General features: G+C 47.4%; 20 protein-coding genes (1 of these 20 running past the window's edge). 14 read left to right on the top strand and 6 right to left on the bottom strand.

Features of this window, described 5'->3' with window-relative positions:
- Positions 1-22: 22 nt before the first annotated feature.
- From LFX25_RS12875 to LFX25_RS12865, 3 genes are all read left to right on the top strand, one after another.
- Positions 23-1,129 (top strand): TMEM43 family protein, encoded by a 1,107-nt coding sequence (locus LFX25_RS12875; protein WP_238730597.1) that lies wholly within the window; start codon positions 23-25, stop codon positions 1,127-1,129.
- Positions 1,130-1,410: 281 nt separating this feature from the next.
- Positions 1,411-4,911, top strand: a complete 3,501-nt coding sequence (locus tag LFX25_RS12870; protein WP_238730596.1) for a hypothetical protein — start codon at positions 1,411-1,413, stop codon at positions 4,909-4,911.
- A 2-nt stretch (positions 4,912-4,913) separates the two neighbouring features.
- The gene (locus tag LFX25_RS12865) at positions 4,914-7,925 is read left to right on the top strand and encodes an Ig-like domain-containing protein (RefSeq protein ID WP_238730595.1); all 3,012 of its coding nucleotides are present in this window, start codon (positions 4,914-4,916) and stop codon (positions 7,923-7,925) included.
- Positions 7,926-8,118: 193 nt separating this feature from the next.
- Here LFX25_RS12865 and LFX25_RS12860 read toward each other — a convergent pair whose 3' ends face one another.
- The 3 genes from LFX25_RS12860 to LFX25_RS12850 all read right to left on the bottom strand — a co-directional run bounded on the left by LFX25_RS12860 (position 8,119) and on the right by LFX25_RS12850 (position 10,913).
- The gene (locus tag LFX25_RS12860; protein ID WP_238730594.1) at positions 8,119-8,559 is read right to left on the bottom strand and encodes a DUF1761 domain-containing protein; all 441 of its coding nucleotides are present in this window, start codon (positions 8,557-8,559) and stop codon (positions 8,119-8,121) included.
- A 129-nt stretch (positions 8,560-8,688) separates the two neighbouring features.
- Entirely contained in the window at positions 8,689-9,420 is a 732-nt protein-coding gene (locus LFX25_RS12855) for a FecR family protein (RefSeq protein WP_238730593.1), read from the bottom strand.
- 14 nt (positions 9,421-9,434) lie between these two features.
- Positions 9,435-10,913 carry a hypothetical protein gene (locus LFX25_RS12850; protein WP_238730592.1) on the bottom strand — a complete coding sequence of 493 codons (1,479 nt, stop codon included), beginning with the start codon at positions 10,911-10,913 and terminating at the stop codon, positions 9,435-9,437.
- A 230-nt stretch (positions 10,914-11,143) separates the two neighbouring features.
- Here LFX25_RS12850 and LFX25_RS12845 point away from each other — a divergent pair, with 230 nt between their 5' ends.
- Both LFX25_RS12845 and LFX25_RS12840 read left to right on the top strand, forming a co-directional pair.
- A complete protein-coding gene (locus LFX25_RS12845; protein WP_238730591.1) occupies positions 11,144-12,196 on the top strand; it encodes a sensor histidine kinase in 1,053 nt (350 codons plus the stop codon).
- Complete coding sequence (locus tag LFX25_RS12840) at positions 12,193-12,927, top strand: LytR/AlgR family response regulator transcription factor (RefSeq protein WP_238730590.1); 735 nt, start codon at positions 12,193-12,195, stop codon at positions 12,925-12,927. Before LFX25_RS12845 ends, LFX25_RS12840 begins: the two co-directional genes overlap by 4 nt.
- Here the strand turns inward: LFX25_RS12840 and corA are convergent.
- The 3 genes from corA to LFX25_RS12825 all read right to left on the bottom strand — a co-directional run bounded on the left by corA (position 12,924) and on the right by LFX25_RS12825 (position 15,752).
- Positions 12,924-13,943, bottom strand: a complete 1,020-nt coding sequence (corA, locus tag LFX25_RS12835) for a magnesium/cobalt transporter CorA (RefSeq protein ID WP_238730589.1) — start codon at positions 13,941-13,943, stop codon at positions 12,924-12,926. The genes LFX25_RS12840 and corA overlap by 4 nt on opposite strands.
- Positions 13,944-14,394: 451 nt before the next feature.
- Positions 14,395-14,946 (bottom strand): TetR/AcrR family transcriptional regulator, encoded by a 552-nt coding sequence (locus LFX25_RS12830; protein ID WP_118956420.1) that lies wholly within the window; start codon positions 14,944-14,946, stop codon positions 14,395-14,397.
- Between the two features lie 2 nt (positions 14,947-14,948).
- The gene (locus LFX25_RS12825) at positions 14,949-15,752 is read right to left on the bottom strand and encodes an aldolase/citrate lyase family protein (RefSeq protein WP_238730588.1); all 804 of its coding nucleotides are present in this window, start codon (positions 15,750-15,752) and stop codon (positions 14,949-14,951) included.
- Positions 15,753-15,839: 87 nt separating this feature from the next.
- Here LFX25_RS12825 and lepB point away from each other — a divergent pair, with 87 nt between their 5' ends.
- The 9 genes from lepB to atpA form a co-directional block, all read left to right on the top strand.
- On the top strand, positions 15,840-16,838 hold the full coding sequence (lepB, locus tag LFX25_RS12820) for a signal peptidase I (protein WP_238731596.1): 999 nt from the start codon (positions 15,840-15,842) through the stop codon (positions 16,836-16,838).
- 5 nt (positions 16,839-16,843) lie between these two features.
- A complete protein-coding gene (locus tag LFX25_RS12815) occupies positions 16,844-17,131 on the top strand; it encodes an AtpZ/AtpI family protein (protein ID WP_238730587.1) in 288 nt (95 codons plus the stop codon).
- A 278-nt stretch (positions 17,132-17,409) separates the two neighbouring features.
- The gene (locus tag LFX25_RS12810; RefSeq protein WP_238730586.1) at positions 17,410-18,147 is read left to right on the top strand and encodes a TPR end-of-group domain-containing protein; all 738 of its coding nucleotides are present in this window, start codon (positions 17,410-17,412) and stop codon (positions 18,145-18,147) included.
- 317 nt (positions 18,148-18,464) lie between these two features.
- Complete coding sequence (locus LFX25_RS12805; RefSeq protein ID WP_238730585.1) at positions 18,465-18,794, top strand: hypothetical protein; 330 nt, start codon at positions 18,465-18,467, stop codon at positions 18,792-18,794.
- Between the two features lie 95 nt (positions 18,795-18,889).
- Entirely contained in the window at positions 18,890-20,005 is a 1,116-nt protein-coding gene (atpB, locus tag LFX25_RS12800; RefSeq protein ID WP_238730584.1) for a F0F1 ATP synthase subunit A, read from the top strand.
- A gap of 38 nt (positions 20,006-20,043) precedes the next feature.
- Entirely contained in the window at positions 20,044-20,346 is a 303-nt protein-coding gene (locus LFX25_RS12795; RefSeq protein ID WP_020774010.1) for an ATP synthase F0 subunit C, read from the top strand.
- Between the two features lie 3 nt (positions 20,347-20,349).
- A complete protein-coding gene (locus LFX25_RS12790) occupies positions 20,350-20,871 on the top strand; it encodes a F0F1 ATP synthase subunit B (protein WP_238730583.1) in 522 nt (173 codons plus the stop codon).
- Positions 20,872-20,875: 4 nt separating this feature from the next.
- Entirely contained in the window at positions 20,876-21,436 is a 561-nt protein-coding gene (gene atpH / locus LFX25_RS12785; protein WP_238730582.1) for an ATP synthase F1 subunit delta, read from the top strand.
- Positions 21,426-22,797, top strand: partial view of a F0F1 ATP synthase subunit alpha gene (gene atpA, locus LFX25_RS12780; protein ID WP_238730581.1) — the 5' portion only. The gene runs 140 nt beyond the window's last position; only the first 1,372 of its 1,512 coding nucleotides appear in the window; it begins with the start codon at positions 21,426-21,428; its stop codon lies off the right edge, out of view. Before atpH ends, atpA begins: the two co-directional genes overlap by 11 nt.

The following is a 22,797-nucleotide window of genomic DNA, read 5'->3' as shown; positions in this document are numbered from 1 at the left end:
CAACAACGAAAGGAGAAAAAAAATGGCGTTTGAAAGCCCGGACGGAATGTCCTCAACGGAGAGTGTAGGTTTCCTATCTCAAATGGGAAATTCGTTTAAGAGTATTCTTACAGGAATCGTCTTGTTACCGGTGTCGTTTATCATTATTTACAACGTGGAAACTTGCGAACAGGCGAGCGCCGCGTTGAAGAACGCGGTTCCGGCGGGCCAGGCAAAAGAAGGTCAGCCTTCTTACGTGACGGGAACCTTAAAGGCGAACTCGCTCGGAGGAGAATTCGTAAAATCGGGTCCGTATATTTCGTATGCGGTGAGTTCCGAAGTGTATGCTTGGGACGAAGAAGTAAAGACCGAAGGTTCGGGGAGCAATAAGAAAGAAGTGAGAAACTGCGTTTTGGAATGGACTTCTTCACCCGAAAACCCTTCCAGCTTTAAGCTCTCCGGTTGTCGTGCGAAAGCGTTTCATAGAAAATCCGTAAAAGACCAATCGGATTCCGCGAACGGCGGAACGATCACCGCGGAAGGTAAGAATTACTCGGTGAATTTAAGCGACGTCGATTTCACTTCACAAGTTTCTTCGAGAGACGCGAACGAGGACGAAATCATTTCCAACGGTTTCGTATATGCGGACGGTTATCTCCATAGTTCCAAGGCTTGTGCTGAAACCGAAAAGGAAGGATGCGAACGAGTGAAGGTTTCCGTGACTCCGATTCCGGAAGGTGATATGACCTTTATCGGAGACGTGAAGGGTTCAAAAGTCGGTCAGTTCACTTCTTCGGAAGGAAATAAATTCTTGAACGCGAGCGTGGGAGGTTTTGCGGAAACGATGGCGGATATCAAGTCCGATGACAACACGATGAAATGGGTCGGAAGATTTGTCGGCTTTCTGGCGATGTTCGGGAGCTTTACGATGATGGCCGGTCCTTTGACTTCTTTACTCAGCTTTATTCCGTTTCTTGGAGATTTGGGTAGCGGTCTGATCAAGGTCGTTTTAGGTGTGATCGCCTTTGTCATTACGGCAATCACCATTCTTCTGATTAAATTCTGGTATATTTGGCTGGTTCTCCTTTTGGGAGGAATCGGATATGCGATCTACAAGAAGAAATACGCGCCTCAAAGCGCCGGTGCCTAGGTTTTCCATCGATTTTTAAATCGGAGAAGGGCCGGTCTTCCGTCCTAGGGAGACCGGCCCTTTTTGTGTCCAGAAGCCCTTGCCCTTAATATAACAATCGTTATTTTAAATATGAGCTTTTTATCATATACTGTAGCGATCGATATAAAATTTGAACGATTGATATAAAAAAACAATTGCATATATTCCCAAAATAATTAGAATTTAGTATATATATAAATCTCCGTAACGAACGTTACAGGGAAATGCCTCCAGGGAAACCGACGAAGAGGATCTTAGGGATGAATTTGAAAACAAACAGCAATCGAAAGTCGAACTTTGCCCTCGCTCTTTCAGAAAATAGAATTCTATTTTATAGAATTCTAATGGCTTTTCCGATTACGCTCCTCTTAGTTCTCGGATGTAAGCCGCAATCCACCAAATACGACACCAATATTTTCTTTGATAACGTCAATTCATACGATGGAATTTCCCTATTTACTGTTTTGAACGGATTCCCCGTTCTCAAAAGCTTTTTTGTCAGTTTAGATCCCGTCGATTTCAACAAGGCTTTGGGAGATAACCTCGCCAAAGCAAGCCGGGAAGACAATCTCGGAACCCTCCGCGCCGCCCAGTCGGCGCTTTTGGTCAGCCGTTCCAGCATACAAAACTTGAGTTCCGACGGCGCCTCTTTGATCGAAAAAATGGAAACCACGAACCCCGGAGCTTACGACGCCGTTCAGCCCCTTTTTGAAAAAATCCGCGCGTATCCGAAACCAGTGGTTCGGAATCTTCTTCCGATTTCGGCTAACGCGATTCGTCAGGAATATCTTTCCAAAACGAAGGATCAAGTCACTCAGTCTATTCAACAATTTGCATCCGATTTAAAAAGCACAAGCACGCGCGATCTTTTAGTGGAGATCGAAGACGTCGGTTACAAGGGTTTGGTCGCAAACGCAAACGCAAGGGCGGGAGTGGAAAGTCTTTTGAACGGTTTTTTTGATCCGGTGTTGGTTGCGGATCGGTCCCTCAAAGACGGTTTTATTTCCATCATCTACGACTTGGGCGAAATGATGTTCAAACGCGCGGGCTTCAGCGATTTCAAGACTCCGAACACCGCGATGAAAGAATTGGTTTTCAATTTGGATAAGTATTTCACGGCGGGAGGAGCGCAATACAACGCGGATTACAGCGATCCTCTACATCCTGCGGAACTGAAATCGTTTCTAATGGAATCGTTTCAGATCGTTCGCAGTCTTTTGGATACGGGAACGTTAACCGCAACACCGGTCAATCTTTTGCAAAAAACGGCGGAGAATCTGGCTTTGTTGGATTTTGCCGTTGCGCCGTCCAACGTGGACAATTCCCTCAAGGAATTGATCCGAATCGACGCAGACGGTAAGGATCGCGCCTACGACGGAACGAGCCGTTCCATGTCCGCTCTCGAAACCCTCTTTGTCGTTCTAACGATCGCGAACAACTACGGTTTTACCTGGAATACCGCGGCGACTTCGAACGATTGGATCACGGGAACCACGGGCGGAGAATTGACCGTAGGGGACGCGATTCATTCCTTAAGGTCGGTGATGGGTTCTTCGGATTCATTCAATTTTAAGAATATTACAAATTTAAGTAAGGCCAGCAATAAGGTCTTTCGGGACGGCGCGGTTCATTCTTTCGATTTGAACAGCCGCGTTCTTTCCCTTTTGGAGGACAATGCGAGAGGGATTACCGCTCCCGTTACCGATCCGGCCGCGGCGAACTTCGATCGCGTTTACAACAAAACGCTTCCTTGGGCTCTGAATTGGATCAAACGCGTGACCTACGGCGGATACGGACCTTATTATAATAAAAATCGCAGAGACGGCGCGGGAAATTATCTTTCTCCGGACGGAACGATCACGCGGAACAGCGACTTATCCGAAACTCTCTTCCAGCCGACCTGGCAGACGCATAGATACGAGGTTCAGTTGAATCTGCCCGCTCCGAATAACACGAAATATGTCGGGTTGCGCGGTAATTATCAGAACGGAGCGAACGTTCCGAATACGTTTTATACGATCTCCGAAATTCAAAAGACCGATTCCCAGCGTGCCGTTGACAGCGACGAAGAAGCGTTCTACAAAAATCTCCAGTGGCTTTTGTATGAAAAACGATTTGTCGCCGTTCTTCCCGTTCGCGCTAAACTTGCGGCCACGGTCGCCTTCGAAGAAGCTCTGTTTATCACCGCAATTGGAAACGGTCTGGTGGGAATGCTGAATCTCAAACCGAACTGCAATCCTACTTCCTGCGCGGCGGACAACGGCCGCTGGACCATCGACAATACGAACTACGTAAAAACATACAGCGCGGCCGGTTCCGATCTTACCTATCTTTCCAGCATTCCGGGAGATTCGGTGATGCTTTTGGAAGGCTGGGGATTCGGAGCCGACGGTCAACAGGCGTTTCAAGTTACGTTCGTATATCCCGCTCTTTGGTCCCTGATCGTTCCGAGTCCGGAGCTGATCTACGGTATGCTTCCTCCCGTGATTTCGCTGAACGTTCCCGTTTTGGAACGATTGGGATTTACGACTTCCACGAAAGTGATTCCGGATCTTGTGAACAGCAATTGGAGTCAGAGAAACACCCTTACTCCTCTCGTTGTCGCATTAGCAAAAGCGATGGACGATCAAGTCTCGGGTCAACAGACCGCAGGATTCAAAAATCCTTATACACTTCTTACCAACCTTTCCGAAATTCTTTCCAGACCTCTCGTGTTCTTCGGTCCCGATACGACCGCGACCAATCCTACGAATCCGACGCCTCCGAGTTTTACGCAGGTTCGTATCGTGGGAATGGCGGACGGTTTTCGGAATCCGGTCGCTTCGGTGATGGAATACTATCCAATCACGAGTTCGGGCGCTCAGGAATATAGAACCTTGATCAGCGTTCTTTCCGAAAACACGAGACGCTTTCAAGACGGGGCTTTGAACTTAATCGGTAAAACGCAGCTTCTTACCGGCCTTACGAAATTCTTAGGTCAACTCGGTCTTCCGGCTAACGTGAACGTTAAGACGAAGGTCTTTAACGGTTTGAAACTCGTGATGGGGGAAATCAAACTTACGGCGGAAACTCCGACCGCGACCCAGTTCAACATCGAGATTAAGTTCACGGAATGGAGAGATAAGGTCGCGAACTATCCGACCGTCAACGGAACGAACATATTCGATCCTTTGTGGAACGGTGTGGACGACGTCGTGAATTTGTTTAAGGATTATCTTTCCAGAAGTTCCGGCTGGTCGATCGTTGCGAGTTTGGATTTTCTTCTGAACCTTCTTTTGGATATTTCTCCGAGCAGCGCCGACATTACGCAATTGTTGAATTTGGCTTCTTCCCTTTTTTACAACGCGGATAATACGAGATCGTATACGATCACCAACATTCTCACGCAAAGCCTCCCTCCCGTTCTGGAAGCGATGTCTCCGTATGGAAGACCCTTGTATGGAACGGGGTATTATCTCGCTGAGAGCGGCGGTTTTTTCAGTTATCTTGAATCGAAGATGTTTATGAATCCTTCCTTTGCGGTGAGGGATCTGTTCGCAGACGTGAAAAATTTCTTAAGGTCGGATATCATTCAGAACAAGGAAGATACGAACCGTTCGTTTTTATTTTCGACGGGAACCTTGATCCGTCAGATGGCGGATATCTATCAGGTGGGAAGAAAATTCTCACCCGTCGGTTTTTACATGTATGACAATTGGAACAACGATCAACCTACGTCGACGTTGTGGGACGATATGAACTTTATGTTTTCGGTGCAGTAGTGATGAGAATAAATACAGAGAAGAACGGGGTAATCAAGATGAACGGAAAGAAACGCATAATTCTATCTGGAATTCTTTCGGTCGCGGTATGTTTGGTATCGGCTTGTTCGGGAGAGAAAAACGCGAATTCTCCTTTGAACAGCGTCTTATCCCTTTTCGGAGTGGCGACCGACTCTTCGGTTTCGGCTAACGTGGTCGCTCCTTACACGGAGACGGACACGCCCACGGATCTTCCTGCCAACTTCGGCACCGCGGCGCCCGAGGCGATTCTTTATATTTCATCCACGTCAGACGTGGATCGTTATAAAAGTATCGAGATCCGTTTTTCTCATCCTATGAACAAGACAACCGTTCAAGCGGATTTGTCCCTATCTCCGAGCGCCGGAGTTCTGCCCGGTCCGGGAAAGGGAGGAGTTTTTTACTGGGCTTCCAGTTCGCGTTTGGTTTTCGATCCGTATCGGGAATTTAAAACCAACGAACAATACACTCTCAGTTTAACGAGCGCGTCCAAAACGATCGACGGTCGAGATCTTACGAACTATTCGCAGAGTTTCACCACGGAACCCGACTACTTGATGACGAACAAGATCAATACTACGAACACTCTCGGCGGAACGAACGATATCACGTTCAACAAAGCGACTACTCCTACGTTGACGTTGACTTCCACGTTTAACAATCCGGTCGTCGGTGCGAACTCGATTCAATCCATCCAGCTTAAACACATGGGAGATCCGAACACGTCGGGAATCAACATCTGCAATTCTCCGTGTAACATGAGTTCTACGTTTACGACCAATCTTTCGACTTCGGCGATTCCTCCTTATATCGGAGGGAACGTTTATTATTACGAAATCACCGTCGCTTCCGGAAAGGTGTTCAAACGATTCGCTACGTTCAATTACGGAAACGTTAATACGACGCCGAACAATCCGATCGTCAACGGCGGATCGTTGATTTTAGATCAGGCGCAGGCGATGCCTTTCTTGTCGAAGGTTCTCGAACGATTCTCCGCGGGAAATTTTAAGGTAAACGGAAAGACCTTCAATCAATTTGCCGATTCCGATAAAACGACCGCGAGAAGATCGAGCTATTGTATCGATTACAATGGGATCGGAAGTTTTACCATGCCCGCATATATCCGTTACTATGGAGATTCCGCTACGGGATTCGGAGACGGTTATTGCGGACCCTCCGGGGACAACCCGGGAGGTTTTACGGAAGAAGGCTGCGCGACCGTGATCTTTACGGACTGCACGGACTTCGATATCGACGTTTATATCACGGGTATCAACGTTTATACGAACGTCGCCGGTTATCCCGGGCTCAAGAACATCGGCGTTTCTATGGTCGCGAATAATACGGGAGAATTGGGTTTCGACTTCAAGGGAAAAACCCTCGCCGTCGACATGATTATGATCGCGAAAAGCCGGGGCTCCTTGTTTTTAGTAATCGGATCGGGAAACCGTTTCGTATTCTCTACGACCGCATATTTGAACTACAACGACGCTCCGCCTGCGGATCGTTCGACGACTGGAAAGGCGAGTTTGACCGTAGATACAAACGGAGACGCTTCGCTTAACATTTTTACTCCTATTACGAACTTGACCAACTTCAATACGACGGATTGGTCGAACAATCTTACGGTAAAGGATAGAACCGGAAGAGTGAATTCGGTTCTTCTCGAGGCTACGACGAGCGGAATCGCGGGTTGGTTATCCGGAACCACGGAAGGAGCGGCGAACGGAATGGTTCCTGCTTTGACTCCTCTTATCACACGTTCGATGCTTCGCAACTTTATCGAAGACGTGGCTCCGTCCGTTTTGAATTCCATCATCGGGTCTTTGAAAAATCCGGGAGTCAATATCGCTCTGCCTTCTTATCTTCCGGCGCCTTTGGCGAACTTCGCGTTGAACATCAAGATTCAGTTGGGTGCGGATTCTCAAGTGCGCGTAACCGGTTTGAACAAAGGAATCGTGGGTTCCATCGATCTCGGAATCTCCGCGGCAAGTCCGATCGGTTCTCCTCGTTCGCATCAGGTTACGAGCGGTTTCGTAGTCAGCAAGCCGACCGGAGCCATGAGCAATCTCTATCAATTTTCCAAGAGCAACGCCAATCCGGGTCTTCTTCTTTCTTTGACGGTCGACTCGATCACACAAGCCGCGTATCATCTTTGGAAGAACCGGGCTTTGGATCTGAGCATCGATAAGGCGTTCATCGATACGATCAAGCTGTATGCGGGAAGCGATCCGCTCTTTCAATTGACTGAATCGCTGATCAAGGTTTCTCCGATCGTTAACATTCTCGCTCCGGGAAGATCGTCTTTGATCGGAATCGATCCCGTAACGGGAGCGGTTGTTCCCGCGATCAGCGGAACGGACGATATCATCATTCAGGTGAGTCCGATTCAAGCTCCGAACGGAACGTTAAAGCCGGTTGTGGGAACCGCCAAACCGAAATTGGAAGTGAACTTCACCGATATTCAACTTTCCATTTTAGGAAAGAGGGCGGATAACTCCACGTATCTCATCAGCACGGCCAGAGCGAGTTTGAAAGGACTTGCGGATTTCGATTTCGTTACCTTTTCCAATCCGACGGGAAATCCCGCGTATGCGAATCTCAACGCGTTGCAGATCAAAATTTCAAACGGTTCGACCTTGTCTTACACGTTGGATATTCTGGAAGGTTCTTCCGGAGCGGGTGCGCCGAATCCGTTCGGTCTGGATCCGAAAGGAATTCTTTCCGTGGTGGATCCTCTGGTTCCGTCCTTGATCGTTCCTTTGGTCAACAACGTGTTGAAGGAGATTCCGCTTCCTGCGAGCATCAGTTTGCCCGCGCTAACGCATCCGACCAACGGAACTGCTTGCGGAATCATTACGAAAACGACACATTCTTATCTTTATACTCTGCCGATCGTGGATACGGAACCGTATCCGTACGTTTTCGGAGGACTTCGTTTAACATCGGGGGGGCCTGCCGCTGCGGATCCGGGCGTCTTGATTACCTGTCCGTAGCCGAACGATCATAGAAGCGATGTTTTAATTTTCTTCGCGCTAAGGATGTGGAGCGGGCGTAAGCAGTCGCCTCGGAAAGAGGCGACCGAAGGCGAGAGCCGGAGCGCGTAACAAGCCTGGTCTGCGCGCCTTTTGCGTAGTATCGTATATTACGTTTTTTGCAAGCGTGCAGAAGCGCCCGAACGTTTCGGATTTATCTCCAATAGGAAAGAATCATGGCCACCGCTTGAAGGGCGAGAAAATTATATCCGGCGCCGATTCCGAAAAATTTCCAGGATCTGCCTTCGAAGGCCACGTCGTTCAGCAACATCGGAACGTAAAATCCGAGCCAAGTGTAAAATCCGGAAAAGAATCCGTAGACGTAAGCGGGGCTGTCTTCGCCCGCATTCCAAGAGGACGCTCTCCAAACGTTCGTGGTATAAAACAGAACGTATGCCGTTAAAAAAGAACCGATTACCATAATCCCCATGGATTTCCACATGTCCTTCGAGTTCGGAACGAAATCAGAGGGAATGCCCATTTCCTTCATCCAGGCTTTACCGAAGATCGGTCCGTACCAGAGCCAGCCGATAATAACGTTCGCAACGACGGCAACTAGGACCGCCAGATAGTTGATGTGTAGTTCAGGGTGCATAATTTCTCCTTTTTTCTAAGAAAGAGAATTGTATAAGGCGCCGCCGAACGGATGTCAAGCGGTTCTCGGGCACAAAAAAACCCGGCCGAAGCCGGGCACAGCGGATGTTGGTTTTGGTTAAAGAGAAACTTATTGTTTACCGTAGGTCTCGTCCTTCTGAACGTCGTCGGGAGGAGTCCAACCTTCCGGAGTGTGACAAGAAAGACAGTTCTTTAAGGAAACGTTCTTTTTTAATCTTGCTTCGAAACCGGACAGAGCTTTCAGCTTCTTTATGATTCCTTCATATTCAACTTTCTTCATATCGGAATCTTTGGGAGAAACAAACGTTCCTTTTCCCTTTTCCTGAAGAATTTCCTTTCCTTCCGAATCGGAGACCAATACTTTCCCTTCGCAGGTGCAAAAGGAAGAATCCTTCGTTTTCGGATCGTATAAAACGGAGAAGGAAGTTCCGCGAACGCCGGCGGTCGATGTCGCTGTCGCCACGTCGAATTTTTTGCCTTTTAGTCCCACGATTTTGAACCAGGCGAAACCTTGATTCACTTCGACGCGTCCGTCCTTCGATTCACCGTGAAGACTTGCGAGTTTTACCTTACTGTTCTGCTGAATCTTGAATTCGGAACCCTTGTAAACGATGGTGATCCTGGACCCGTTTCCGGTGGAAATCAAATCTCCTTCGTCCACGAAATCGTTCGATTTGAGAGGCTCCCAAGAGGTTTTGCCGGTCTTTTGAACATGAGCTTTTCCTAATAAAAAGCCGACCTTTGCGTCTCCCGTTTTCGATTCCTGACTCAGAAGAACGATCGAACTTCCGGTCATCGTAAGCGAGAGAAGTATCGATGCGATCTTGAATTTGCGGTTCATAACAATCTCCTAATTTAAAACTCTATCGTTGTCTTTAAGATAATCTGTCTATCTAAGGCGGAATAGGAAAGAATTCCCGGTCCGCCGGCTCCGTTAAACTGATTCAAATATTCCCGTTCGGTTCTTTCGGTCCCGTTCACGTCGATGTAAGAATTCTGTGCGATTCCTCTGGAATCGAAATTCTTGTTTTCCACATAACCGAGCGCCATTCTAAACTGAGGCATTACGATCCACTCGAAAAAGACGCTGACCCTTCGGAAAGAACTCTTACTCGCATAACCGTTGTTCGACGTTTCGGGGACGGAGGCCGCCAAGGCGGTCGGTAGCGTCTGCGTGGAAACGGGAACTCCCGTTCCCGGAATCCATTCCTTCTGCTGGGAATCGGTCGTTCCTACGATTCCGTTATTCCCCGTTCCGCGTTCGATTCTTCCTAAAATGGAAAAGTTGCCGATTCCGACGGAGAACCAAGCGTAAGCGCCTCTCCCGAATCGATCCTTTCCGTAAACGGCAGGAGGAGCAAACGGCTGGAAACGATCGCGGAGTTCTCCCGCGTATTGTCTTTTAAAGAATGCGCCGATCCCGAAATTCAGTTGAACCGCGCCGTTCCATATTAAATCGAATTCGGAACCGGCCGTGTCCGATTGAAGGGAACGGTTGCTCTTGAAGTAGCTCGTGTTCGGATCGAGATCGTTTCGCACGCAACTGGTTTTTCCTTCGTAACATTCGTTTTTCCGCGCTCCGAACGCGTTTTCCCTTCTATAAAAAAGATGAAATCCGGCTTTTCCTTTCTCGCCTAACTCTGGTTCAACGGACACGCGCGAGGATATATCCATTCCCGCCGAATTGGTGTTCTGGGCCTCGCGATATCCTTCTCCGTTGCTCAGCATCAGCTGGGAGCTTACGATCGACCATTTTCCGGTCGCGCTGAGCCCGATGTCGGCCGGCTGCGGAGAAAAACCGAGGGATTCGAGAGGTCCGCGATCGATATATCTCCACTTCCAATAGTTGCTCCACTGCGTGTAAGTGTGAGGCAGTTCCTGCATTCCGAAGTTGAGCGTGTAATTTCCCGCGGACGTTTCCCACGTTTTTTTAATACTCGCTCTGCGGATAGCGATCACATAAGGATTCGGCTTCGTTCCTCCGTCCAATCGTGTATCCGCTGTTAGTTGAGCGTTTCGGACCAATTCTCCCCAAAGTTCGGTTTGTATTCCGGTTTCCTGAAACGTCTTCGAGATCATCAATAAGGTCCAAGGAGTGGAGAATCCGACTCTGTCGTTCGCGTTCATATACGGGTTTGCACCGTTGTTTGCGGTCCCCGAGTTGTCGCTGCCCAGCTTTTCCCCGTAGGACGGCGAGATAACACCACGAACGTCCAGCCCGTAGTAGGCGTCCGGTTCGTCTTTTTTTGTTGTAACAACTGGTTCTGCAAACATGGTCTCAGCAGTCAATAAGAACGATGATATTAGAATGAAACGGATCGATTGTATTTTCATGATTCCTCTGAACCGTTAGTAGCCGGGAAAAAGTTATTTCCGTCAATTTTTTATGCGATTTCATTCTTCTTCTTTTCCTCTTAAAAAAAACAAACGCTGGCAATTCTTTTCCCAAAAGAGTATGCTCTTGGGAAATGAAACGCAGGTTTTGAGGAATTAAAGGATGAAATCCGGAATGACGGGAAATAAATTGTGCGTTCCAATGTTTATACTAAGCAGGTGAATTGAAAATGAACTCCGGTAAGCGCATACGCTGGTTTAAACTTTTTTTCTGGTTCTCCATAAACACCGTCATCGGAACCATGAACGCCCTTTTGATCGCGCACAATTCCGAGTCTCCCTTTTGGAAAGTCTTTCTCGCTACCCAGATCACCACACATTTCGTTTGCGGGATCGTGGAGATGACCGTGGAGTCCTTGAATTCTTCCGGACAAAAACACGGATTTATAAAATCCGGCGTTATCTTAATATTAGCGTCTTGTTTTGCGGCGATCGTGGGAGTTGCCGCCGGAGGAATTCTTCACGCGATCGCGTTGACCGATGAAACGCCGGGGAAACATCACGGCGGTTCGTACAATATCCTTTTGAGTTCCCTGATCCTCGCGCTCTTTATCTCCGTATTGGAAAAATCCATGCAGATTCTCATCGAAAAGAAGAAGGAATCCGAAAGCGCGCTCAAGGAACTTCACTACGCCGCGCTTCAATCGAGGATGGACCCGCATTATCTATTCAATACTTTGAATACGATTCACGCTCTTTTGGAAATCGATCCCTCGAGGGCGGATCGTGCGATTCTTCTTTTATCGGATTCGTATCGCTTTTTAACCGAAAGACATTCCGAAAGACTCGTTTCGTTTCGGGAAGAATGGGAATTTACGAGAAACTATCTCGAACTTCAGAAGATCCGCTTCGCCGATTTTATGGAGCTTAGAATGGAAAGCAAAGGGGACTTTTCCGGAATTTCGATTCCTCCTTTGTCGATTCAGCCTTTGGTCGAGAACAGTTTCAAACATTCCGTAAATTCCGGAGACGTTCAGAGGAAGATCTGCGTAAGCGCGGAGATTAAAAACGGAAAGATACGGATTTCGATCGAGGACAACGGAACGATTTCCACGTCGAGAAGACAGTATTCCGGGCCCGGGGGAGGATTCGGAATGCAGGCGATAAGAAGCACTTTGAGAAACATTCAGGCGAGACTGGATTACAATTTCCGGGACGCCATATTAAAATTGGAAGAAGGGGAGACCGGAGGGACCACGGTTCTTTTGGAATATTCCGTATGAAAGATTTATTATATTCTGTTTTGATTGTGGAGGACGAGGCTCCTGCCAGGGAGCTCCTCCGCAAATATCTGGAAGAATGGACTTCCTTTAGGATCGATGCCGTTGCCGGTAACGGCCGTCAAGCGCTCGAGGTTTTGGAACGGAAGAATTTCGATCTTGTCTTTCTCGACGTGAATCTACCCGAAAAATCGGGGATTCAGGTTTTGGAGGAGAAGGGCAAACCCGCTCCGGCGCTCGTGTTTACGACGGCGTATCGGGATCACGCGTTGCGCGCCTTCGAGGCGGGCGCTTTGGATTATCTGTTAAAGCCGTATTCCCGCGAACGTTTTCGTGAGACGATGACCCGAGTCGAGGAATTTCTATCCGTCCGCAAAAAAGGAAACAAGGCCGAAGCCTTTTTGTTTTTCCGGGAATCGGGTATTTTGCACCGTCTCAGCCTTTCCAAACTTTTGTATCTGACGGCAAACGGAAAAAAATGCGTGTTGCACAGCACGGACAAGGATCATGAAACTCCGAAACTTCTGGGGGATTTGGAAGAGGAACTTCCGGGAGATCGTTTCGTGAGAATTCATAAAAAGTATATTCTTAATTTGGAATATATTTCGGGGATGAAATCGAACGCGGGCGGAGGATACGAGGTGTTTCTGAACGACGAGGACGAAACGGTTCTTCCCGTCGGAAGGGAATACGTTTCCGTATTAAAGGAAAAATTCCGAGAAAACGTGAACTAATCCCGGAACCAGTGTTTCTTTCGAAACCAATATATCATTCCCGGAGGGATCAAAGCCGCGCCTGCGACCGTAAAGAATAAGAACGGGACGCTGTCATAGGGAATGGCGGTGAAGTTCATTCCGAAAAATCCGGTAAGAAAGGTCAGAGGCATAAAGATCAAACTGATCAACGTAAGTCGCTTAACGACGTCGTTCGTTCTTTGGGAGATCACCGAAAAATACGCGTCCATCGTGTTTCCCAAAAGATCCCGATCCATATCGATCGTTTCGTACAGCCTGTTCAAATGATCGTAAACGTCCCGGAAATAGATCTGAATCTTGGGACTTAAAAAATTGCCGTCTCTTCGGATTAAACTGTTCACAATTTCGCGTTGCGGGGAAAGAACCCTTCGAATGCGCGTAAGATTCCGTTTTAAAAAGAGAATACCCGCAATCGTCTGTTGGCTGTCTTGGTTTACGAGGATCTGCGCTTCGATCCGTACGATTTCCTCGCTCATCTTATCGAGGATCGGAAAGTTGGAATCCACCGTTTGATCGAAAAGCATATACAGAATCTGATCGGTTCCCCGGGAAAGAGGATTGCCCTGTGTCATACAACGCGATCGCAGTTGTTCGATCAACGGTTCCTCCTTTTGATGAACGGTTACCACGAACTTCTCGTTATAAAAGATATGGATCTCGTTGCTTCGGAGAATTTTTTTGTCCGCGTCGTATTGAAAACGATGTAGAACGATAAAGATATACGAACCGTATTCTTCCAGTTTCGGTCTTTGGTTTTTGTTGATGCAATCTTCGATCGCGAGCGGGTGAAAGTTGCATTCTCTCGCAAGAAAATCGAGATCTTCTCCTTCCGTCGAATCCAAATCGATCCAAACGAGTCCTTTGCTGCAAAGCCATTCGAGTTCGGGAATTGCCGCCGGTTTGTCGCCCGCTTCCAAAAGAACTTCGCAAGGACCGGCCACCGTTTTTTCCTGACCGCCTTCGGGAAAGGATTCCGTGAGTAAGATTCGTTTCAAACAGAGAGTCTCCGACGGATGAGACTATCCGGCAAAGCGACTCTGGCAAGGAGAATTATTTGGGGGAGAATTTGTCGTAGTTCCGACAATCCGCCGTAACACAAGCGCGGCCCCCGCCCTCATCGGGTGGAGGTGGCGGGTTTTGCGGGAAACCCTCGGACAATTTTCCACTAACATAAAATTCCTCTTTTGTAAAGTGGAATTTACTTGGACGAAACTTGTCGGAACTACGACAAATTCCCGGACGCTTGCCTATGCCTCGCAAAGAGCCGACGACAAAGTTCCGTTGCCTTTCGGCTAACTCGCTCTCTAAACTCAAATTTCGTTCCCTATGGGTCACTCGATAAATCGCGTTAACTCAGCAGAACGCTCTCTAAACTCAAATCTCGTTCCCTATGGGTCACTCGATAAATCGCGTTAACTCAGCAGAACGCTCTCTATGAATCGCGTTCTATGTATTCTTCAGCGTGTAAACGAGATAGTTCCGAAAGTCGTCGAGGGAGAATTCTTTCTTGTTGGTAAGATAATTGATCATGTAACCGATCGTAGTCGAAGCGAGGTTTTTGATCTCGAATTCGGTGTAGTTCGGTTTAACGGCGCGGATCGTCTTTTTGGAAGTTTCAAAAAAGATCATATTCACGAGGTGAATGTTTCTTCGTTTGAGTCTGTGGATCTTCGGTTGAAGCATCAGATTCCAATACAAACGGAGATATTCCTCGTTTTCCTTCACAAGGGTGATGATACTTTCCGAAACGAGCTGGATCAGATCCTCCGTGCTCGGATTGGAAACCACCTCGTCCGTGACGTATCGCTTTAGAATTTTATCATGCGATTCGATGATCCCTTCCAGGATCGCTTCTTTCGAGTCGAAATAGCGATACGCGAGCCCGAGAGACATTCCCGCCTTCGAAGCGACCTGTCTCATCGTGGTTCCGTGATAACCTTGTTCAGAAAAAAGTTTAAGGGAAGTTTTTAGGATCAGATCCCGGGTGTCTTTCGCCATTCTTATCGGATCGAGTAGAGAACCTTTCTGGCTCCGATTCTTTCCCGATTGGTTTCCATTCTGTTTTTATAAGAGAACGCCTTTTCGGGTTTTAAAACGGAGAATAGATCGTAGAGTTCGATCTCAAAGAAGAGCATCGCTTCCGCGACTTCTTCCGGATTCTTTTTCAAAGCTTCCGATGTATTTACGACTACGTGTCTTGAATTGATAAGGTCGGGACCGATGACTTCGGCGACCTTTCTGAAATTGGACTTCGTGATCGTTCCTCCGACGGAAGTACGTTTTCCTCTTTCTCTGGAAAGATATACGATGTTCTTCGTGACCCGCATCACTTCTTCGTCGTCCGGAATCAAACCCATGGAAGCGGAGAGATCGGAGCGAGCCGCGGTGACTTGATCCAAATCCTCGAAAGGACGTGAATCCGCGATCTCCATCAGATTTTTATAACCCGTGATCGTTTCCAAATTGATCGACTTGGAAACCTTGCCGTAGTTCACGGGAGTAAGCATGCTTTTCAATGTCTGAATAAAATTTTTGAGTGCGTATGAGGATTCGATCATAGGAGCGCAGATTCCTTCGATCTCCTCTTTGACGAGCATACGGATATCCGTCCTCGCTTCGGGGCCGCCGATTTTAACGGTGACCGGAACCAGATCCTTAGCCGCTAAATGGAGAATTCGGATTTCATCCGCGTCCATATCCTCCGTTTCGGTGCCGCCTTTCAGTCCGCAAATCGGATACTGATCGGTAAGAGAAACGAGGGTTCTTCTGAGTTCGATGAGTTTACGGTCTATCTGCTCTTTCACGCTAGAAGTATCGACCGATTTTGAAAAACCGATAGAATTTTTAACGCAGGATTGACAACTGAAGTGAGATTCTTTTTGCTTTCCCTTATGCAGGAACCCGAGGTAAAAACAAAGGATTCTTCCTCCGGGGAAGAATCTCCCATCAGCTCTACTTTTTCCTTTATTCTGATCGTGATCCTGGTATTTGCCTTCAAATCCTCGGTTTTAGACGCGAATAATATCCCATCGGGATCGATGATCCCCACCTTAAAAATCGGGGATTTTCTCTTTGTAAACAAGATGAGATACTCGGTTCGGATGCCGTTCACCGAAGCGGAGCTCTTTCGGATCGACGATCCGAAACGCGGAGACATCGTAACCTTCGCACCGCCGTTGCGCGCTCTGAGTTTGGGCGACAGCCGGGACGGATTCTTTGCAAAGCGCTACGTCAAGCGGGTCATCGGATTGCCGGGCGATACGATTCGAATCACCTCTAAATTTCTTTCCACAAAGAAGGGAAACGTGAACTACTCCGTGATCGAATACAAGGAGAAGGGATCGGAAACGTTTCAAAACTACGAACCGGTAGAAGTGGAAGAGGGGGACGTCCTCGGTGATTTGGACAATCTTTACGCGCCGACCAGAACCTTGTTTCAGGAAAAAAAGCCAGGATTTGAACACTACGTGCTCGAAGGCTACGAAGAAGACAGAAAACGCCTCGACGGTTACGAATGTAATTTTTCGATCGGGTGCGAAATTCCCGAAAATCAATACATGGTCGTGGGAGATAACCGGGACGATTCTCACGATTCCCGCGCTTGGGGATTCGTAAAACGGGAGGACATTCTCGGAAAAGCGCTCGTCATTTATTTTTCCATCAACTGGAAGGACAACGTCTGCGAGTATAAAAACGGAAAGGAACTTTCCGAAAAAGGCCCGGAGTTCGCGGAACGGTATCAAGGCGAAGAACTCGTAAAAAACTGTCATCCTTCCGAGATCGGTTTAATCCGCGAAGAAAGCAAACTTGGCTGGATCGAACGCACGCTTCGTTATAGAATCTGGAGAATGGAAGTGCGCTGGAATCGAATCGGCAAGATTCTGCGTTAGGCGTTATGTCTGAGAAAAATTTAGAACCGTCCGGAAAAGAAGAATCCTCCGGCAAGGAAAACGATCCTTCCGGATTTCAAAAGGAATCTAAATCGAAGGAAAAAGAAATTTCTCCCTGGGAATTTGCGGGTCTTGGAATGGAATTCGCGGTGATTGTCGTCGGTTCGGTATATCTTGGAAATTATTTGGATACGAAGTTTCATTCTTCTCCGTTCGGTTTGCTCGGAGCTTGCCTTCTCGGATTCTCCTACGGAATTTACTACATCATTTATAGAACGACACTGAAGAAGTAGCGTAGTTCCGACTTTTTTCCAAGAATCCTCTTTCTTTCAATCGAAACGATCGTTTTGATGGGAAGAATTTCTCGTAGATACGACTTTCTAAATCGAATCGTTATTTCTTGGATCGCCCGACCGTTTCGCTGAACCACCGTTCATTAAACGCGAGTTTGCGCTCTTCCGATTTGTGCCTGTCGGAATTCAAACTTCTCTTTCAAAAAAAATCGAACTCTGCAAAAAACGAAGAAACTTTTCGGCTCTTTCGTGGTTACCTTGTCGGTCGATTTGTTTTTATGAATCTAAAACGTATTTTTCTAATATTCTTCGCGGGAACCGGAATCGGATTCTTTGTCAACTGTGCGCTCTTGTTTCCGGTTGAAACCGCGACGGAACGTTGGCGGAGTTCCGTCCAAAAATTGGAGCGGTCTTCCGGCCAAGACCGAAGACTCGCCGAAAAAGAATACGTTACTCATCTCGAAAGTTTTCAAGGGGATTCGATCGAAACCAAGGAATCGCTTCGAAACTTTATTCTCGCCGAAACCGCGAGTCGATTCAATTCGCAGATCGCACAAAAGGATTGGGCAGCCGCGGCGTTCATCGCTTCGATTTATGCCGAAACGATTCCGTTTTTAGGAATCGGGGATATTACGATCAAAGGAACCAAAAGCGGAAATCTTTATTCCGCACGCGAATACTTTGTCGCGGACCTGATTGCGTATACGGGAGAAAGCAAGGACGATCGTTTTCTTCCTCTCATTCAAAAGATGATTCCGAATCCGATCGGCGATGCAAGGCTCGCGTTCAATCTCGCTTGTCTGCACGCATTGAACGGAAACAAACAAGAAATGCTGCAATACATGAAGATCGCTTTGTTTCTAGGAAAAGAAACCGTGGACTTTGAAAACGACTCCGACTTTAACGCGTTTCGTTCCGATCCCGATTTCATCAAAATGATTTGGGATGGTCCCGCCTTGAATCCTTCCTTGATTCCGCCGGCTTCGAAACCGAATCTTTCATCTCCAAAACGTTAAAGGGAGAAGGAGGAAGTTCGACCGTTTTTCGGTAAAGTGTGGGAACTCATACAAATCGACTGACTAACGGCAAAGTGTGGGAACTCATACAAAACGACTGACTAACGGTAAAGTGTGGGAACTCATACAAATCGACTGAACAACGGTAAAGTGTGGGAACTACCACGAATTTCTCGAATTACGTTGGCCTCTTCTTCTCGCCGAAAAACGTAGGAACTACCACAAATCCCCATTTCCACAATCAAAATTGAATGGCCCCCGGAAGATCTTGATTCTTCTTGGAACCGTAGACGACTGCAAAGAGGAAACGAACAAAAATGAGCTGGAAGAAGTATCTCTTAGGACTTGCCGTTTTGATTCTTGCCTTAGCTACCGGTTACGAAATCTTTTATCCCGAAAGGAAATTTCTTTCCGGAAGCATTCTCGCCTTGTGTTTGCTTGTTCCTTTTTATCTCTTAAAAATTCTCGCGATCGTTAAATTTCCCGAAAAAGGTGTGGGAATGCAGATGGGCATAATGGCAGCATCGTTCTTTTGCAACGGAATCGGCCTTTGGGTAACAGTTTCACAGAACGATAGTTCTGATCTTATAATTGGTTTTTTGATTGCCCATTTCAGCCACTTTCTAATAGTTGTATTCGCGAGCTGAATTCCGGAATCGCTTATACATACAAAGAAGGCCGGAATGTCGCCAATTCTGTGCAAGCGGTTCGTTTTTCACCGTTCCGTTTTTGACTCGAACAAATGAATCTTAACAAGACTTCTTTTATGACAAAAAAGTTTATCTTCTTTGCTTTCTTAATCGTATTACTTCAATTCCCGATTTTTGCATCCGAGGAATCTTCTCACGAAGCAGCCTTCGATCTAAACGAAGTCATCGTTCATCACTTGATGGACAACGCCGAGTTCCCGCTCAATTTCGGAGGGATTCAGGTTTTCGAGGGAGAGACCGGTTTTGATCCTTCTGCTTCGGCGATCTTTACCGACCACGAAACCGGAAAACGTTTCCACTACGTGGGCGGATTCGATATGCACATTACGAAACGCGTCACGATGATGTGGATCGTAGCCTTTCTTCTTTTTATCATCTTTATTCCTGCGGCGAGAATCATCGCAAAGAATCCTCTGAAGATTCAGTCCCGTTTCGCAAACACGGTCGAAGTGTTCGTAAACTTCTTACGTAAGGACATCGTAGACGAAAGTATGCACGGACACGGTCACGGCTACTATCACTACATCTTCACTCTGTTCTTCTTTATCTTATTTTGTAACTTGATGGGGCTGGTTCCTTCCGTCGGCGAGTTGCTCGTTGTCGGTAAAGAATACGGAGCGATTGCGGCGACTAAGATCGGTTTGATCACGCCCGTTCCCGACCAGTTGATTGCGGCGCACGGCGGACACGGTTCACATCACGAAGCGCCTCTCGCCGCAAAGATCTGGAGCGGTATCACCGTAACCGGAGATATTTCCGTAACGATGACGCTTGCGCTTCTTACCATGTTCTTAATTTATACCGCCGGTTTCATTTATCAAGGACCGAAGTTCATCTGGCATTCCGTTCCAAACGGAGTTCCTCTTCCGCTCTATTTGATCATGTGGCCTTTGGAGTTCATCGTTTCTCCGATGGCAAAAACATTCGCACTTACCGTGCGTCTTTTGGCGAACATGACCGCGGGACACGTTATCATTCTCGCTTTGATGGGTTTTATCTTTCAGTTTCAGTCTTGGGGAATCGTTCCCGTTTCGGTGATCGGTTCGGGACTCATCTACGTCTTGGAAATCTTCGTGGCTTTCCTTCAGGCGTATATTTTCGTATTGCTTACTTCCTTATTCGTGGGATTAAGCATGCATAGGCATTGATTAGAGAATATTGAATCAACAAGGAGTCAATTGACAATATGGAATTTGGATTAGGATATATCGGTGTGGGTATCGCGGCTGGAGTCGCAATTCTCGGAGCAGCTCTCGGAATCGGAAGAATCGGTGGTTCTGCTACTGAAGGTATTTCAAGACAACCGGAAGCTGGCGGAAAAATTCAAACTGCAATGATTATCGCTGCAGCTCTTATCGAAGGTGCCGCTCTGTTCGCTCTCGTGATCGCTTTCCAAGCTGCGGGAACTCTGAACGAAGGTCTGAAAGCTACCGTTGCGAACCAAACTAAAGCTTCTGCAACTGCAGCAACCGAAGAAAAAGGAAAGTAAAACTTGGTACTCTTAGCTGCTAAGGGATTAAGCCTCCTAGATGTGAACCCGGGTCTGGTAGTCTGGACTCTGGTTACCTTTCTAGTCGTAGTCTTAGTTCTGAAAAAGTTTGCCTGGGATGTAATTCTGAATGCTCTCGACGAAAGAGCCGAAACCGTTCAGAACGATATCAAAAAGGCCTCAGAACTCCGTTCGGAAGCGGAAGCTCTTCTGAAGGATTACGAAGCTAGGTTGAACTCTGCGAAAGACGAAGCAAATGCGATGATCGCCGAAGCCAAGTCCGATGCTCTGAAACTGAAGAACAAACTCTTGGAAGAAACAAACCAAGAAGTGAAAGCTCAGAAAGAACAGGCAGTGAAAGAGATCGAACTCGCGAAAGGCAAAGCTCTGGAACAACTGCAATCCCAGCTCGTCGATATGACGATCTCCGTTGCGGGTAAAGTTTTGGAAAAACAACTCAAAAGCGAAGACTACAAAGCTTTCGTTGAAAACGAACTAGACAAACTCAAAAAACTGAGCGCATAAAACAATGAACGACTCCGGTGTCTCGAAAATATACGCGTCCGCCCTTTTGGGAGCGAGTTCCGCTCCGGAAGAAGTGGAACAAGAACTCGCGGATTTAGTTCAGCTTCTTTTTCAAGAGGAAAAGATCAGGAATTTCTTTCTTTCTCCGACCGTATCGATCGAGGAGAAGGAAACGATTCTTGTAAAAAATCTCCGGGGAAAAGTTTCAGAGACGACTTTGAACTTTCTCGGAGTGCTTTTAAACAAGGGAAGATTTATCAGTTTCCCGGACATTCAAAAGCAGTTTACGGAAGAGCTGGATAAGAAGAAAGGAAGAGTTCGCGCGCAAGTAAGAAGTTATCCTTCTTTAGAACCTTCTCAAATCACCAAACTCGAATCCATACTTTCGGAAAAATTCAAATCGCAATTCATTCTGGAAGTCTCGGAAGATAAGTCTCTTCTGGGCGGATTTGTCGTACAATTCAATGACTTAAAAATCGAAAAGTCAATCGCTTCCCAGCTCAAGGAAATCAAGAAAGCCATGCTGGAAAAGAAATTACCGGTTGGAGCCATCTATGAAAATTAAAACAGACGAAATTACGTCCGTTCTCAAACAGGAAATTTTAAATTATAAGAAAGACCTCAGCGTAGAAGAAGTCGGAACGGTCCTCGAGATCGGTGACGGTATCGCTCGGGTTTACGGACTCAAAAACGTGATGTCCGGAGAGATGGTCGAGTTCCAAAACGGAATCTTCGGTCAGGCGTTCAACCTCGAAGACAACTCCGTAGGTGTGGTCGTTTACGGAGATTATCTCGCAATCCAAGAAGGATTCACCGTAAAAAGAACGAACCGCATTCTCGAAGTTCCGGTAGGACCGGAGCTTCTGGGCCGCGTAGTAAACCCGTTAGGTGAACCCCTCGACGGAAAAGGGCCGATCAACGCAAAACTTACCAGACCCGTTGAATCTCCCGCTCCTGGAATCGCGATGAGACAACCCGTAGGCGAACCGATGCAAACAGGAATCAAAGCGATCGACGCGATGATCCCCGTCGGACGCGGACAGAGAGAGCTCATCATCGGTGACCGTGGAACCGGAAAAACTTCCATCGCACTCGATACGATCATCAACCAAAAAGGCGCGGGTGTTATCTGCGTTTACGTTGCGATCGGACAAAAAGCTTCCACAGTCGCTTCCACAGTTGAAATGCTCCGCAACAAAGGCGCACTCGAATATACGATCGTGGTTTCCGCGACTGCCGCTGAACCCGCTCCGCTTCAATACATCGCTCCTTACTCCGGATGTAGCATGGCGGAATACTTTATGTATAACGAAAAGAAAGCGACTCTCGTAGTTTACGATGACCTTTCTAAACAAGCGGTTGCCTATCGTCAGATGTCTCTTCTGCTTCGTCGTCCTCCGGGTCGTGAAGCGTATCCCGGAGACGTATTCTACCTTCACTCAAGACTTCTCGAAAGAGCGGCTAAACTCGACGACAAATACGGAGCCGGGTCTTTGACTGCGCTTCCGATCATCGAGACTCAAGAAGGTGAGGTTTCCGCATACATTCCGACTAACGTGATTTCGATCACCGACGGACAGATTTATCTCCAGTCCAACTTGTTCGCATCCGGTTTCCGTCCTGCGGTGGACGTGGGGATTTCGGTTTCCCGCGTCGGTTCCGCGGCGCAGATCAAAGCGATGAAACAAGTCGCCGGTAAGATGAAACTCGAACTCGCGCAGTTCCGCGACCTCGAAGCATTCGCTCAGCTTGGAACCGAACTCGATCCAGCGACCCAAGCGCAGTTGGATCGCGGAAACAGAATCGTTCAGATGCTCAAGCAGCCCGTTTCTTCTCCGTATCCTGTGGAAGAACAAGTCGTGGAAATTTTCGCGGTAACGCGCGGATTTATGGATAAGATTCCGGTCGCAAGAGTTCAAGAATACG

Source organism: Leptospira sanjuanensis (assembly GCF_022267325.1).
Lineage (GTDB): Bacteria > Spirochaetota > Leptospiria > Leptospirales > Leptospiraceae > Leptospira > Leptospira sanjuanensis.
This window is presented reverse-complemented; position numbering and strand designations above follow the sequence as displayed.